The organism is Rhodococcus sp. SMB37 (genome assembly GCF_004345605.1).
Classification (GTDB): Bacteria; Actinomycetota; Actinomycetes; order Mycobacteriales; family Mycobacteriaceae; genus Rhodococcus.
In genome coordinates this window covers 125,142-137,920 of the sequence record NZ_SLVY01000011.1, presented here as the reverse complement: position 1 = coordinate 137,920, position 12,779 = coordinate 125,142, and the positions used below count along the sequence as shown (strand labels likewise).

Below are 12,779 nucleotides of genomic sequence, written 5' to 3'. Positions count from 1 at the left end.
CCTCGAATGATGTGTTCGCGTAGGAAAAAGGAGATGAGCAGAAATCACACGATGTCGACGGCATCCAGGACAGCGGCGAGATGACCGCGTTCACCGGAGATGTCGACCACTGAACGCCAGGCCGAACGGGTAGTGCCCCAGCGCAGGAAGGCGCGTGCGTCGGAAGTTGCCACGTCATCGGGAAGGTCGTCGGTCTCGGTGACGGTGACCGACTTGTCGTCCGGGTCGAGGTCGATCACGAAGCGTCGCTCGGTCGATCCTCGAAGCTCGAGACCGACGGGCCGTTCCAGTACCGAATAGATGCCCCCACCGCACATCTGTGGCAGACCCGCGATCATCCAGTCGATCGCAGGATCGATCGCATTCGCAGTGTCGAATGCGTCGCCGAGGGAATCTTCGTCGGCCAGAGGTCCATATGGAGCAAGGAGATCCGCCGTCAGGTGGACGAGATGATCGAATGCGACGGCGTCGCTGAGCTGCGCCATCCGGTATGTGCCGAGGTCGAGCATCTCCACTGGCACATCTCGCATCTCCTCACTCTGTAGCGCCTCGAGGGCGGCCAACCCCGCGGTCGACTGTTCCTGGTAGTAGTCGATCACTTTCGTGCTCGACCACTCGGCACGTTCACGGACTGCGGCGTCGTTGAGTCGTTCGCTCATGCCGCTGGGATTCTCGGGGAGGACGAGATGCGGATCGGCGATGAAGTTGAAGAAGAACCCCATGTGGCTGACGACATCGTGGACGCGCCATCCGTGACAGGCACTGTCGGCGGCCCAGTCGTCCGCTGACAGTTTCGGAAGCATCTCGGCAGTGAGGTGGGACAGCGCGCGAGCGGCGGCCACGCCGGATTCGGACATGTGAACCTGCCTTTCGACAGAAGTGGACAGAGCAGTGGTGGTGTGAACCGGGGAATTCGCCGACCCGGCGCCGAATCAGGAGGTCAAGAAGATCGACTTCGTTCGCTGATACGCGGCAAGGCCTTCGGGTCCGAGCTCGCGGCCGATGCCGCTTGCCTTGACACCGCCGAACGGCGAGCCCCAGTCCAGGTTGAACGTGTTCACCCCGAAAGAGCCGGTGTCTACGCGGCGCGCGACGTCGAGCCCGCGCTCGTCGTCGGTGGTCCAGACAGTGCCGCCGAGTCCGTAGGCAGAGTCGTTCGCCAGCGCGATCGCATCGTCGACCGAGTCATAGGTCAGGACAGTGACAACGGGGCCGAATACCTCTTCACGGGCGATGGTGCTGGCGTTGTCGACGTCGCCGAACACTGTCGGCGATACGAAGAACCCCTGGTCGATACCGTCCGGGCGACCCCCACCGGTGGTGATGGTGCCACCCTCGGCGCGGCCCTGGTCGATGAGGGAGAGCACGCGCTGACGTTGACGGTCGCTGACGAGCGGCCCGACAAAGGTATTCGGATCGAGTGGATCACCGATCGGAAGGCCGGATGCCATGGCCGTGATTGCTTCGAGGTAGGTCGAGTACTTGCTCTGCGGCACCAAGATCCGTGTCGACATGTAACAGGTCTGCCCGGCGTTGAGCAGCGACGCGGTAGCGAGACCCGTGACTGTCCGGTCGAGATCGGCATCGTCGAGAACGATGGCGGCCGACTTGCCACCGAGTTCGAGAGTGACCGGACGTATCATTTCGCCGCATACCCGTCCGATGTGTCGTCCGGCGGCGGTCGATCCGGTGAAGGCGACCTTGTCGATTCCGGGGTGAGCCACCAGATACCGGCCGATGTCGGCGCCGCCGTTGACGATGTTGAGCACGCCCGGGGGCAGACCGGCCTCGACGGCAGCTTCAGCGAGGATGTAGGAGTCCAGGGTGGTTTCCGGCGACGGTTTGAGCACGACTGTGCATCCGGCCGCCAGCGCCGGGGCGATCTTGAACATCGAGAGAATGGCGGGAAAGTTCCACGGGGCGATAGCAGCAACGACACCGATCGGTTCTCGGCGGACCAGCGTTGCACCCGGCATCGGTTGACTGGTACGGCGCTCTTCGGAAGACGTAGCTTCGGTGAGGTCCGCGTAATAGCGGAGCAGCTGGACAGGGGCTGCACCCTCGGCGAACCGTGCGAGTTCGATGGGCATCCCGTTCTCGCGCGTGACGACAGCGGAACGCTCCTCGGCCCGGGCTTGGAGTGCGTCGGCGAACCGGCGGAGACAGCCGGCGCGGTCGGCGTTGCTCAGCGCTCGCCACTGGGGACTGCGGAATGCATCGTTTGCTGCGGTCACGGCGTCGTCGACATCGACGGCGGAGGCTTCGGGAACGCTGCCGATCTGTTGCTCTGTCAGCGGCGAGATCACTGGGATCGTGGCCGTGGTCGAGGGGCTCCTCCACTCACCTCCGATGAACAGCGATGTGCGGACAGGCTCGAAAGCATTGGTAGTCATCAGCTCTCCTCGTCGAGACTGAGTCGTGTACGGCGGGATTCGTAACCGGATGTGCCTATCGTCACACTGAACGCTCGGTAAAAGATTGACATCTCACGACAATGTTTTTACATTTCGACACATGGCCGATCTGATCAGCGCATCGTCGCTTACGCAGGCCCCCGAGCTCATCAGCGAACTGAACGGCGACCCTGTCGATGTCTTCGCACGTATCGGCATCGACCCGACAGTCGTCGGTAAGGACGACCAATTCGTCCCGTTCAGCTCATTGGCAGCGCTACTCGGCCTGTGCGCACGCGAGTTCGCGACGCCGGATTTCGCCCTCCGCCTCGCCGCACGTCAAAATCCCGACATCCTCGGTCCGCTCGCGATCGTGGCCCGAAACGCAGAGACACTCGGCGATGCACTCCGCGAGATCACCAACTTCACCCATGTCTACAGCCCGGCCATGACAACACATCTGCAGGTGAGCGACACCCGCGTCGCCTACGAGTTCCGAACTCTGCCGCGGCGTCTGCCCTGCCGCGACCACATCACCGAACTCGCACTCGGCGTTACCTTGTCCACATTCAAGATGCTCGGAGGAGAAGACTTCCGACCGACCCGCGTCGTGTTCGCGCACCCTGCGATCTCCCCCACCGAGGCCTACGCAACCTATTTCGATTGCCCCGTGGAGTTCGATGCGCCCGCAAATCTGCTGCTCTTCCCACGGGGGCTCCTACAACGACGGCTTCCCAGTATCGATCCGCTGGCGCATGACCTCGCCATTCGATTCATGGCGGGCCGCGACCGAGACACCTCGTTCACCGACGTGGTGTCTTCTGTGGTCGTGCGCGCATTGCCGGCCGGGGCAGCACACCTCGAGAAGGTCGCCGAACTGATGATCATGCATCCGCGCGCGCTCCAACGGCGACTCGCAGAGTCGGATATGACCTTCGAGATTCTCGTCGACCACGCCCGCCGCGACACGGCTCTCCGCTTGCTGGCCAACCGCTCCGTCCCGCTGGCAACGATCGCCCAGCAGCTCGGCTACTCGGAACAGAGCACACTCACCCGAAGCTGCCGGCGATGGTTCTCAGTGACCCCACTGGCCAAGCGGCGGGAGTTGACCACCACGCCATAGCCATCTCCTGATTACTTCGTCGCGGTCCGCTACGGCGCTACCTGTGAATTAGAATTCACCGGCACATCGACGCCGAGGCAGTCCGGGCGCCTTCAGCCGCGAACGGACCGGTCCACATTCACCGACCAGCGGCCAGCACAGCCGCGAAACCTTCTTGTAGATCCTTGACGAAATACTCGGGAACCTCCAGCGATGGGAAATGTCCCCCAGTTTCGGGCGACCGCCATCGGACGATCTGCCGGTACCGCTCTTGCGCCCAGGGCCGCGGACTCTTTTCGATGTCGCGGGGATACATAGTGATTGCAGACGGGACGTCGACCCGAAGCTCGGGGTCCAGCGAGTTGTGGCTTTCGTAGTAGATGCGGGCGGCCGATGCGCCGGTCCGCGTCAGCCAATACAAAGTGACGTCGTCGAGGATTCTGTCCATGGAAATCGCCTCGAACGGACTGTCTTCGGTGTCTGTCCACTCAGCGAACTTGTCGAGGATCCAGGCAAGAAGCCCGACCGGTGAGTCGACGAGCGAGTAACCGATGGTCTGCGGCCGGGTTGCCTGCTGCTTCGCGTATGCCGCACGGTGGCGCCAGAAATCGCGGGTTTCTTCGGTCCACCTACGCTCGACCGCCGTCAGTCCGTCCGTTGTCAGCCCGGGCGGCGCTTCCGCGAAAGTGGTGTGGATACCGAGAACATTGGCAGGGAACCTGCCGCCGAGAACGGTGGTGATATTGCCTCCCCAGTCTCCGCCGTGGGCTACGAACCTGCTGTAGCCGAGCCTTTCCATCAGTTCCACCCATGCGGCGGCGATCTTTTCGGTTCCCCACCCGGTGGTGGCCGGCTTGTCGCTGTAACCGAACCCCGGCAGCGACGGGACCACCACGTGGAACGCCGCCGCGTCGTCGGTTTTCGGATCCGCCAATTCGTCTACTACGTCGATGAACTCGGCAATACTGCCCGGCCACCCGTGCGTCAAGATCAGTGGAGTGGCATCCGGTCGCGCGGATCTGCGGTGCAGGAAATGAATTCCCAGATCGTCAATTGTCTTGCGGAACTGGCCGATACGGTTGAGGCGCGCTTCGAACAACCGCCAGTTGTATCCGGTGCGCCAGTAATTCACAACGTCGACGAGGTCTGCGAGGGGAACACCCTGTTCCCATCGGCGAGGGCCGGGTGCGGCCCGATGGACGGTCTCGACTTCCGGTAGCCGCGCCGCCGCGAGTCGCGCTCGCAGCTCGTCGAGGTCGGCGTCGCTTGCGTGGGCTTCGAATGCGTGTACGTCGATGTCCGGACGGGACATGTGACCTCCTGAACGTCGCGCCGCCGGCTACGACAATTGAGAACCATCTAAGACGGTTCTAACACTTTCTTGCGCCCGAGCGCAACCTGCTAAGGTGGTTCCATGCCTGCCGAGTTCCCTGACTTTCGCCTCGGCAATGTGCTGGCAACCAGCTTCACGGCCACCCTGACGGAGCGTCGTGGCGACGCCGTCGAACGCATCCCCACACCGCGGCGACTCATCGACTGGCTGGCAGTGAACGGCCTCGCCGTGGACTCCTGCACCACCGCACAGCTCGAACTCGCGTGGGCGCTGAGGGAATCGATTCACGTCGCCGCGACAGCGACCGCGCTCCAAGACGCCCTCCCTGCGTCTGCTGTCCAAGTCATCAACGACTGCAGCATCGAGGGTCGGGCGTCGGCCATCCTGACACCCGAGCGCGATCGTCGATGGCGACTCAGCTCAGCCTCCCGCGTAGAAGATGCGTTGGGCGTGATCGCCGCCGACGCGATCAGCATCATCGCGGGCGAACGAGACGGAAGACTGGCCTTGTGCGCATCGCCGACCTGCCGAGCCGCTTTCTTCGACACCAGCCAGAGTCGCAGCCGCAAATGGTGTGACATGAACACATGCGGGAATCGTCAGAAGAAGGCGCGTTTCAAAGCCAACCAGCGCAAGAACACAGGTGTCCCCGGGACTTCACTTCCGCGGAATTCCGAGTGAAGCGTCGTTCCGAGCGGAAGGGTAGCCCTCGCGGCCACTACGACGCAGCGCGGGTCGGGCGGCCTCGTCCTCATATCGAGCAGTCACCGGTCCGACGCTACTGGCGTGTCCGCTGGAACTCGCCCCACTCGACCGGGACTCCGCCAATCGCCCGAATACTCGACTTCGTGATGCCCACATCGCGAATCACAGGATCGCGTCCACACCGGCCACTAGGCTGACGAACGATCCGTCCATTCGACCGAAGGCGAACAATGCACGTAACTCCCCTTGCCTGGGGATTGACAATTGCAGTGATCGTCGGGCTGCTCGCCTTCGACTACTTCGCTCACGTCCGCAAGGCCCACACCCCCACATTGAAGGAATCGGCGATCTGGTCGTCCATCTACGTGGGCCTCGCCATCCTCTTCGGCGTCGTGGTATTCATCGTCGGTGGCACAGCCATGGGATCGGAGTACTTCGCGGGTTACGTGACGGAGAAGGCTTTGTCGGTGGACAACCTCTTCGTGTTCCTGATCATCATGTCGAGCTTCCGGGTGCCACGGGAAGACCAGCAGAAGGTACTTCTGTTCGGCATCGTGTTCTCGCTCATCGCCCGAACCGCGTTCATCTTTCTCGGTGCGACACTGATCAATTCGTTCGCCTGGGTCTTCTACATCTTCGGTCTGATCCTTCTCGTCACCGCGGGAAACATGCTGCGGCCCGAAACCGAAGAGTCGCATTCGGCAGACAACTTCATCATCCGAATCGCCAAGAGGTTCCTCCACACCAGCGAGCATTACGACGGCGACAAGCTGTTCACCATCGAAAACGGCAAGCGGGCCCTGACGCCGATGCTGCTCGTGATGGTCGCTATCGGCGGCACCGACCTGCTGTTCGCACTCGACTCCATCCCTGCGATCTTCGGATTGACCCAGAACGTGTTCATCGTGTTCACGGCCACCGCCTTCTCGCTGATGGGCCTTCGTCAGCTGTACTTCCTCCTCGACGGACTGCTCGACCGCCTCATCTACCTGTCGTTCGGACTCGCCGCCATCCTCGGTTTCATCGGCGTGAAACTGATCCTGCACGCGCTCCACGAGAACGATCTGCCGTTCGTCAACCATGGCGAGCCAGTGCACGTGGTGGAAATCGAGACAGGGACATCGCTGACCGTCATCCTCGCGGTGCTCGTTGTCACCGTCATCGCCTCGCTGACCAGTGAACGAGGTAAGGCGCAGTCCGCCATCGCCGGCGCGAGACGTCACGCCACCAACTACGCAGACCTGGACTACACGTCGAGCAAGGAAGAGCGCGAGCGCATCTACGCCAAGCTGATCACCAAAGAGGAACAGGTGAAGAAACTCGCGCCGAAATACCGGCAGGAGGCGCGGGAGGAGGCCGGGCTGGTGGACCTCATCCGACGCGCCCACGCCGACCACGATGCGTTCCTGAACAACCGTTGAGTCAGGGTCGGGCGGGCCGAGGTATCAGACCAGGATGTCGACCTTGACCGGCGCCGCGAGCTGTGCCCGGTGTTGTTCGAGAGAGTCTCGATCGTCGGCAGTGATCGCCGGAACCCGCGACCAGAAGCATAAGAACACGGGTATCACCAAGACAACCACATCACTTTCGAGGTACCGCGCTGAAGGCATACGACCTCCCGGTTCCCCACGAAGTCGAGATTTCCCATAGGGTGTTCTTGGCCCCCGTGCTCCCCCCACCGGGGGCCCTGCCCGCGCCTCCCCCCCCTGTGCGCGGGCGACCGGTTCCGTCGGCGCCGCACGCCGACGGAACCCTTCGGCCAGTGATGGTGAGGACCCCCCGAAGAAGCCTCACCATCACTGGCTCTTTCTGCCGTCCACCCCCAAATCCGTCGATGCGTTCGAATACGGCAGTTTCGGAACGCATCGATGCCCTCCCCGGCAAACGATACCAATCGACCGGTATTGCTCGGTGGCTAGAGGCTACCCCATTTGCGGCAGCCCAAACACCCTCCCGTGTGGCCGTAGCAGACAACGGCCGTTGTCACCGGAAGGGCTGGGGATGGTTGCAGAAGCTACGACCAGCTGCCGACGTCCAACGCAGCATGTGCCCAGACGCGGGTGCTGGCGTAATGATGATCGTGCCCGACCAGGTCGACGTGACGCCCTGAGAGCCCACGCTCTCGACCTCGGTGCACTGCCTCTTCGTAGCTGACCGAGGTGGTCGGCACCGTGAGCAGCCCGTGCGAAGCAGCAGTGTGGACGAGGTCGTGGACGCTGACCGGAGTCGGGTCTGCGAGGTGAAGCATGCTTGCACGGAACTCATCGGGGAGGGTGCGCGCCGCAAGCACTGCGGTGAGCCGGCCGACGTCACGATGCGAGATCACCGACTGCCGTGCAGCGCCGTCGTCGATCCAGACCCCGAGAGTGGACACGATGTGAGCAAGCCCAGGTAAGAACCACCGATCCCCCGGGCCGTGGACGAATCCGGGACGCAACACGAGCCCGCCGTGCTCGCGCACGAGATTCTCGGCGGCGAGGCGACTCGCACTCAGCGCAGTGACCGGATTCGGTGCGAGTTCCCCTTCCGTGACGTTCCGGTGTGGACCGGGACCGTAGACACCGATAGTGCTGAGGTAGAGGACGTGGTCGATGCCGTGACCAGCGGCGGCCGCCACCAGGTTGCGGGTGCCGAGAACGTTGATCTGCTCGCACCGGGCGTCGTCGGAGCCGGTGTACGACGCGGCGTGCACGATCGCGTCCACACCGACGAGGGCGGCGGTCAGGGCTGCGGGATCGAGCAGGTCCGCAGCCACGGCTCGCATCGATGGCCCGGTAGGTGCAGGCGGATGGCGCGATACCGCCGTACACGTAACGCCCAGGCTCAGCAGCGCGTCCAGTACGGCCCCTCCGAGGAAGCCGCTCGCACCCACAACCGCGACGTGCATGGTCGAAGTCGACCTTGATGCATGGCCTGCGGTCTCGGTCGGGCAGACTGGTACGGTGCGCTTCGGGGGAGGCCGATTGTCAGGGTTCGTCACAACTCTCCTATCGGGACATCATCGAGAAAGGGACACGCGGTGTGGCAAAGCAAGCCCGCGCAGTAGCGACCCGGCAGCAGATCGTCAGCGCAGCCGCGGCAACATTCGATCGACTGGGGTTCGAGCGTGCCAGCCTCGGGGAGATCGTCGAAGCGAGCAGTGGACTGACCAAAGGCGCCCTGTACTTCCACTTCAAGTCGAAGGACGATCTCGCACAAGCGGTAGTGGATCGGCAACACACCATTTCCATCGCCTCAGTGGAAGCCATTTCCACCACCGATTCCTCGGCGCTCGAGCAGATCGTCATGCTCTGCCACGAAATGGGCCGACAGATCGTCGAGGACCCGATCGTCCGGGCGGGAATCCGGCTGACCCTCGAATTCAGCGCGGGCACCACACCGGGCAAGCCGGGGCCGTACCAGGACTGGATCGAGGCCTGCCGACATCTCGTCGAGACGGCAATTGCGGAAGGAGATGTTCTTCCCACGATCGAACCACCGATGCTGGCCCGGTTCGTGATCTCCGCGTTCACCGGGGTCCAGACGGTCTCGAATGTGCTCGATCGACGCGCCGATCTCGAACAACGAATCGATCAGATGTGGCAGTTTCTGTTGCCGGGCATCGTGACACCCGACCGCCGGCCCGACAGCGACAGGATCCGACAGGCCCGCTGGACCCGCGATCCTGCGCTCGCCTGACATGCCCCTACGCTCCGTGCCGGGTTCCGGACATCGGACGCGCACCGGTAGCGGACTCCAACGTCAGAGTCGCTGAGGCAGTCGACGTTCCATGCTGCTCCAGCACGACGTGTGCGCGACCAGGCTCACCACCGATGCCCGAGACAACCATCTCGGCGCGGCAGTCGAGTTCCACGAACCGGTGAAACTGCACGCTCATCGACACCATATCCACATCCGGAAGCCCGAACTCCGCTCGCGACGCCTGACGCGCAGCCTCGAGCATGAGCATGCCTGGCAGATGATCGGACGGATGGTCGAACAGCACCGGATGGGACAGGTCGGGCAGCACCTGCCATCGTCCTCGTCGTGTCGTCGCTCCGATAACAACATCCCCGCTGCCGGGCACCCCTACCGCAGCGGCATCGAGGGGAACACCATCCGGGACGGATCCGATCGCTCTGGGTCCGGCCGCACCCCATCGGGCGATCTCGTACTCGACAGCGGTGAGCACCGCAGCCCGGCCGTAGCCTGATCCGACTCGGCGGCCTGCGACCTCGAAGGTCAAGGCCGCATTGAGGCCGATGACCTGCGAGCCACGCCGCCGCACGTCCGACACCACGACAGTGACGGCGACCTCGGCGGCACCCGCACCGATCCCGAGCCGATCCAGCTCAGCATCGATTTCGATCGTCTGCATTACGAAATGCTGACGGAGCGAGACCCGATAGCGAGTGTGCGCCAAGTAAATCACGCACTGACGCAAAGTCTCCGCGAGAAGCATCGGGTCGTACCTGCCGGCCTGCCCGCGGTAGAAGGCGTGAACGCGTGGCCACTGCGCACCCAGAACGAACCGATCAGGTTGCGAATCGGTGACACAATCAGTGAGGAACACTTCCGATACGGACTGGCGGTGGACATACCGACGCGGCACGGTCGACTCGAACGACAACACCGAAAGATCAGCCTCCACGCTGGTAGACATACCGGACGAACCGCTTGTTACTCCCATACAGCATGTATCGACCTCACAGTACGGCTTTGCTACACCGAAGACGACCACCGCCTGCGGGTGCGTCGACGACGGAATTGTCTTCTCTTCCGGAGTACCACCGCCGGGCGCGGCGGGGCGGTGCACAGTGCGCCGCCTCTGCCGGTCATGCGTGTGAGGGCTCGCGCAGGGTCGACGACTCGTGACCACCGCCCTCTACTCGACTTCGTGAGCGACAACCCGCCCGAACCCGACGAACGCCTCATCGACGACCTGCGCGCCCACCTCGACCTCGCTACCGCCAACAGCGAGGCCACTGTTGAGGTCACAGTCGCGGAGCTCGCCGAGGTGCTCGACCTCCACCTGCACAGCGTCAGCACGCGCATTGCCCACGACTTCACCAACGCTCAACTCAACCGGGTTCTACGCAAGTTGTCATTTTCGATCAAACCGGCGACCCGGACATCCTGCAGATCGTCGACGAACCGGTCATCGAACCCGCCGCGGGTGAAGTGCGGATCAAGATGGAAGCCATCTGCCTCAATCGACTCGACCAGATGATGCGGGCGGGCACATATCCGAGACCCATCCACCTGCCACACGCCCGCCTCGGCTGCGAGGGCACCGGCACCATCGACGCTGTCGGAGAGGGCGTCGAACAGTTTCGCATCGGTGACGCGGTGATCGTCACCGCACTCCCGGCTTCGGACCTGAACGGCACGTACGCCGACTACACCACGGTGCCCGCAAGTGCTGTCATCGTCCGGCCGGACGGCCTCGATGCCGTTCACTCCGCCGCACTATGGGTCGCGGGGTCCACAGCATACGGTGCTCTGATCGAGAAGGCACATATGCGACCCGCCGACCACGTCCTGATCACAGCCGCCTCCAGCGGAGTCGGACTCGCGGCGATCCAGGTAGCCAATCAGATCGGAGCCGTACCGATGGCCGTCACTCGCCAGGCAACGAAGAGGGACGCACTCCTCGCGGCGGGAGCATCCGCCGTCATCGTGACCGTCGAGGAGGACCTTCAGGAATCTGTTTCGCCGCCTCACCGGCGGGGTCGGTGCGGACATCATATTGGACTCCGTCATGGGCCCGGGGCTGTCCGATCTTGCACAGACGGCCAGGCCTGGTGGCACCCTGGTCGCTGTCGGCCGGCTCGATCCGCGCCCTGCATCGTTCCCGACGACCGGCCCTCTGACCATCCACCGCTACGTGGGATTCGAACTGTTTCTCGACCCCGACACGACCAGGCGCATCGCGGCATTCCTTTCCGCCGGAGCACGAAGCGGCACACTGCAACCCACGATCGACTCGGTCTTCACCCTCGACGACGTCGTCCGAGCACACCGCCACCTCGAAACTGGCGATCAAATCGGAAAGATCGTCGTAACCGTGTGATCACCAGTACCGATCTCGGGATCTCCCAGTCGGCCGGCTATCTAAGGTCGAGGTCGACAAGGAAGCCATGTACGAAGACACTGGCGAACGGCCGGCATGCAATCACATCGCTCGTAAGGCACCCTTGCACTCAACGAGTTTCATGTACTCGTGTGGAAGGTTGAACGAACGAGATTGGAATCCAAGTTCGTTCGAACGCCTCGACGTGTGCTCAGCGGGATTCCGAATCTCCATGCGGTCTCGGCGGGAGCGCCCCGCCCTCATTGGCCCATCGGTCGAGCTGCTTGGGCTCGGGGTCAGGATTCCGCTTCCTGCGTTTCAGAATTCCGTTGACAGCATCCTTGAATTTGCCCATAGCCGAGGCTACCCCGACCCGGCCCACAGAGGCTCGCGTTGCAGGTCCACCCGGCGCCGGTCGGCGCCTCGAGCTCAGGGAAGCTCTCGGTACACCGGCGCCTTCTGGGGTGAACTTTCGAGGGCTGCGAGCGTTTCCTCCGAAGGAGGCGTTGTCAGGATGCTGACGAGTAGGTCCAGGAGTTGGCTCACGTGCAGGGCGTATGGGGCCACAGTAACCCCGTGCATGCGCATCCGATGTCGGTCGGCGGAGATGTGGACGCACACCGCCGACGCTTGATGCACCCGCATGTCGCGAACCGGTTGCGGTATGTGTCGAAGGAGCCGATCCAAGTGGGCGTAGTAACTGCGCCTGGACTGACGGTGACGCTCGGTCAGGTCGTCCATCGGGTGACTTTCCCGCAGGAGGAGTTCCAGGAACGGCAGGTAGTAGCAATCCTCATCTTCTGCAAGCTCGATCAGCGGGAGGTGATGTGCTTCGAGGATCTGTCGCAGGTTGCCGTCCGACAACCGTGCTTCGAGTAGCTCACGACGATGCGTCAGGCCGTCGATCCGGTTGATCAGGATCGCCTGGATCAGATTCTCTTTGCTGCCGAAGTGGTACTGCACTGCGGATTTGTTCGCCATGCCGGCGGCGACGCCGATGTGACGAAGGGGGACTCCATCAAGTCCGTGGAGGGCGTAGAGGCGTTCAGCGGTGAGCACCAACTGCTGCTTCGGCGACGGAGCGATGGGGTATCCCCGCTGTTCTGACATGCACCAAATGTAACCACCCCTCGACAAATTAAGTCTATGGACTTACCATTCAGTCCACTGAACGAGATCGAGCGCTTCATGGCC

Annotated in this window: 12 protein-coding genes and 1 pseudogene; 6 read left to right on the top strand and 7 right to left on the bottom strand. The window is 63.1% G+C overall.

The features are described from left to right. Window positions 1-44: 44 nt before the first annotated feature. Both EV641_RS18415 and EV641_RS18410 read right to left on the bottom strand, forming a co-directional pair. The gene (locus EV641_RS18415; RefSeq protein WP_054713060.1) at window positions 45-857 is read right to left on the bottom strand and encodes a maleylpyruvate isomerase family mycothiol-dependent enzyme; all 813 of its coding nucleotides are present in this window, start codon (window positions 855-857) and stop codon (window positions 45-47) included. Window positions 858-932: 75 nt separating this feature from the next. After that, window positions 933-2,393, bottom strand: a complete 1,461-nt coding sequence (locus tag EV641_RS18410) for an aldehyde dehydrogenase (RefSeq protein ID WP_132473585.1) — start codon at window positions 2,391-2,393, stop codon at window positions 933-935. A 121-nt stretch (window positions 2,394-2,514) separates the two neighbouring features. Here EV641_RS18410 and EV641_RS18405 point away from each other — a divergent pair, with 121 nt between their 5' ends. Beyond that, window positions 2,515-3,516 (top strand): AraC family transcriptional regulator, encoded by a 1,002-nt coding sequence (locus EV641_RS18405; protein WP_132473583.1) that lies wholly within the window; start codon window positions 2,515-2,517, stop codon window positions 3,514-3,516. 118 nt (window positions 3,517-3,634) lie between these two features. Here the strand turns inward: EV641_RS18405 and EV641_RS18400 are convergent, their stop codons facing one another. Continuing rightward, window positions 3,635-4,807 (bottom strand): epoxide hydrolase family protein, encoded by a 1,173-nt coding sequence (locus tag EV641_RS18400; protein ID WP_132473581.1) that lies wholly within the window; start codon window positions 4,805-4,807, stop codon window positions 3,635-3,637. A 102-nt stretch (window positions 4,808-4,909) separates the two neighbouring features. Between EV641_RS18400 and EV641_RS18395 the strand changes: the two genes are divergently transcribed. Then, window positions 4,910-5,509 (top strand): CGNR zinc finger domain-containing protein, encoded by a 600-nt coding sequence (locus tag EV641_RS18395; RefSeq protein WP_132473579.1) that lies wholly within the window; start codon window positions 4,910-4,912, stop codon window positions 5,507-5,509. A 254-nt stretch (window positions 5,510-5,763) separates the two neighbouring features. After that, window positions 5,764-6,954, top strand: coding sequence for a TerC family protein (locus tag EV641_RS18390; protein WP_132473577.1), 1,191 nt, complete (start codon window positions 5,764-5,766; stop codon window positions 6,952-6,954). A gap of 593 nt (window positions 6,955-7,547) precedes the next feature. Here the strand turns inward: EV641_RS18390 and EV641_RS18385 are convergent. Beyond that, window positions 7,548-8,420: an NAD(P)-dependent oxidoreductase gene (locus tag EV641_RS18385; RefSeq protein ID WP_132473575.1), complete on the bottom strand. Its 873-nt coding sequence runs from the start codon at window positions 8,418-8,420 to the stop codon at window positions 7,548-7,550. Window positions 8,421-8,554: 134 nt separating this feature from the next. On the opposite strand from EV641_RS18385, the gene EV641_RS18380 reads away from it, so the two are divergent. After that, the gene (locus tag EV641_RS18380) at window positions 8,555-9,211 is read left to right on the top strand and encodes a ScbR family autoregulator-binding transcription factor (RefSeq protein ID WP_241997339.1); all 657 of its coding nucleotides are present in this window, start codon (window positions 8,555-8,557) and stop codon (window positions 9,209-9,211) included. A gap of 7 nt (window positions 9,212-9,218) precedes the next feature. On the opposite strand, the gene EV641_RS18375 is transcribed toward EV641_RS18380, so the two are convergent. Then, complete coding sequence (locus EV641_RS18375) at window positions 9,219-10,175, bottom strand: ScbA/BarX family gamma-butyrolactone biosynthesis protein (RefSeq protein ID WP_158289189.1); 957 nt, start codon at window positions 10,173-10,175, stop codon at window positions 9,219-9,221. A 222-nt stretch (window positions 10,176-10,397) separates the two neighbouring features. Beyond that, complete coding sequence (locus EV641_RS29280; protein ID WP_158289188.1) at window positions 10,398-10,574, bottom strand: hypothetical protein; 177 nt, start codon at window positions 10,572-10,574, stop codon at window positions 10,398-10,400. Between the two features lie 131 nt (window positions 10,575-10,705). Between EV641_RS29280 and EV641_RS29880 the strand changes: the two are divergent. Together EV641_RS29880 and EV641_RS29875 are read left to right on the top strand one after the other, a co-directional pair. Continuing rightward, a pseudogene (locus EV641_RS29880) lies at window positions 10,706-10,816 on the top strand (alcohol dehydrogenase); the annotation flags it as partial. A 457-nt stretch (window positions 10,817-11,273) separates the two neighbouring features. Further along, the gene (locus EV641_RS29875; protein WP_241997338.1) at window positions 11,274-11,585 is read left to right on the top strand and encodes a zinc-binding dehydrogenase; all 312 of its coding nucleotides are present in this window, start codon (window positions 11,274-11,276) and stop codon (window positions 11,583-11,585) included. A 429-nt stretch (window positions 11,586-12,014) separates the two neighbouring features. On the opposite strand, the gene EV641_RS18365 is transcribed toward EV641_RS29875, so the two are convergent. Further along, window positions 12,015-12,695, bottom strand: a complete 681-nt coding sequence (locus tag EV641_RS18365) for a TetR/AcrR family transcriptional regulator (protein ID WP_132473569.1) — start codon at window positions 12,693-12,695, stop codon at window positions 12,015-12,017. Window positions 12,696-12,779: the final 84 nt, after the last annotated feature.

Bases quoted from the DNA above. Each gene is read 5' to 3' on its own strand.
- EV641_RS18415 (WP_054713060.1), bottom strand. From the start codon at position 857: ATGTCCGAATCCGGCGTGGCCGCCGCTCGCGCGCTGTCCCACCTCACT.
- EV641_RS18410 (WP_132473585.1), bottom strand. From the start codon at position 2,393: ATGACTACCAATGCTTTCGAGCCTGTCCGCACATCGCTGTTCATCGGA.
- EV641_RS18405 (WP_132473583.1), top strand. From the start codon at position 2,515: ATGGCCGATCTGATCAGCGCATCGTCGCTTACGCAGGCCCCCGAGCTC.
- EV641_RS18400 (WP_132473581.1), bottom strand. From the start codon at position 4,807: ATGTCCCGTCCGGACATCGACGTACACGCATTCGAAGCCCACGCAAGC.
- EV641_RS18395 (WP_132473579.1), top strand. From the start codon at position 4,910: ATGCCTGCCGAGTTCCCTGACTTTCGCCTCGGCAATGTGCTGGCAACC.
- EV641_RS18390 (WP_132473577.1), top strand. From the start codon at position 5,764: ATGCACGTAACTCCCCTTGCCTGGGGATTGACAATTGCAGTGATCGTC.
- EV641_RS18385 (WP_132473575.1), bottom strand. From the start codon at position 8,420: ATGCACGTCGCGGTTGTGGGTGCGAGCGGCTTCCTCGGAGGGGCCGTA.
- EV641_RS18375 (WP_158289189.1), bottom strand. From the start codon at position 10,175: ATGTCTACCAGCGTGGAGGCTGATCTTTCGGTGTTGTCGTTCGAGTCG.
- EV641_RS29875 (WP_241997338.1), top strand. From the start codon at position 11,274: ATGGGCCCGGGGCTGTCCGATCTTGCACAGACGGCCAGGCCTGGTGGC.
- EV641_RS18365 (WP_132473569.1), bottom strand. From the start codon at position 12,695: ATGTCAGAACAGCGGGGATACCCCATCGCTCCGTCGCCGAAGCAGCAG.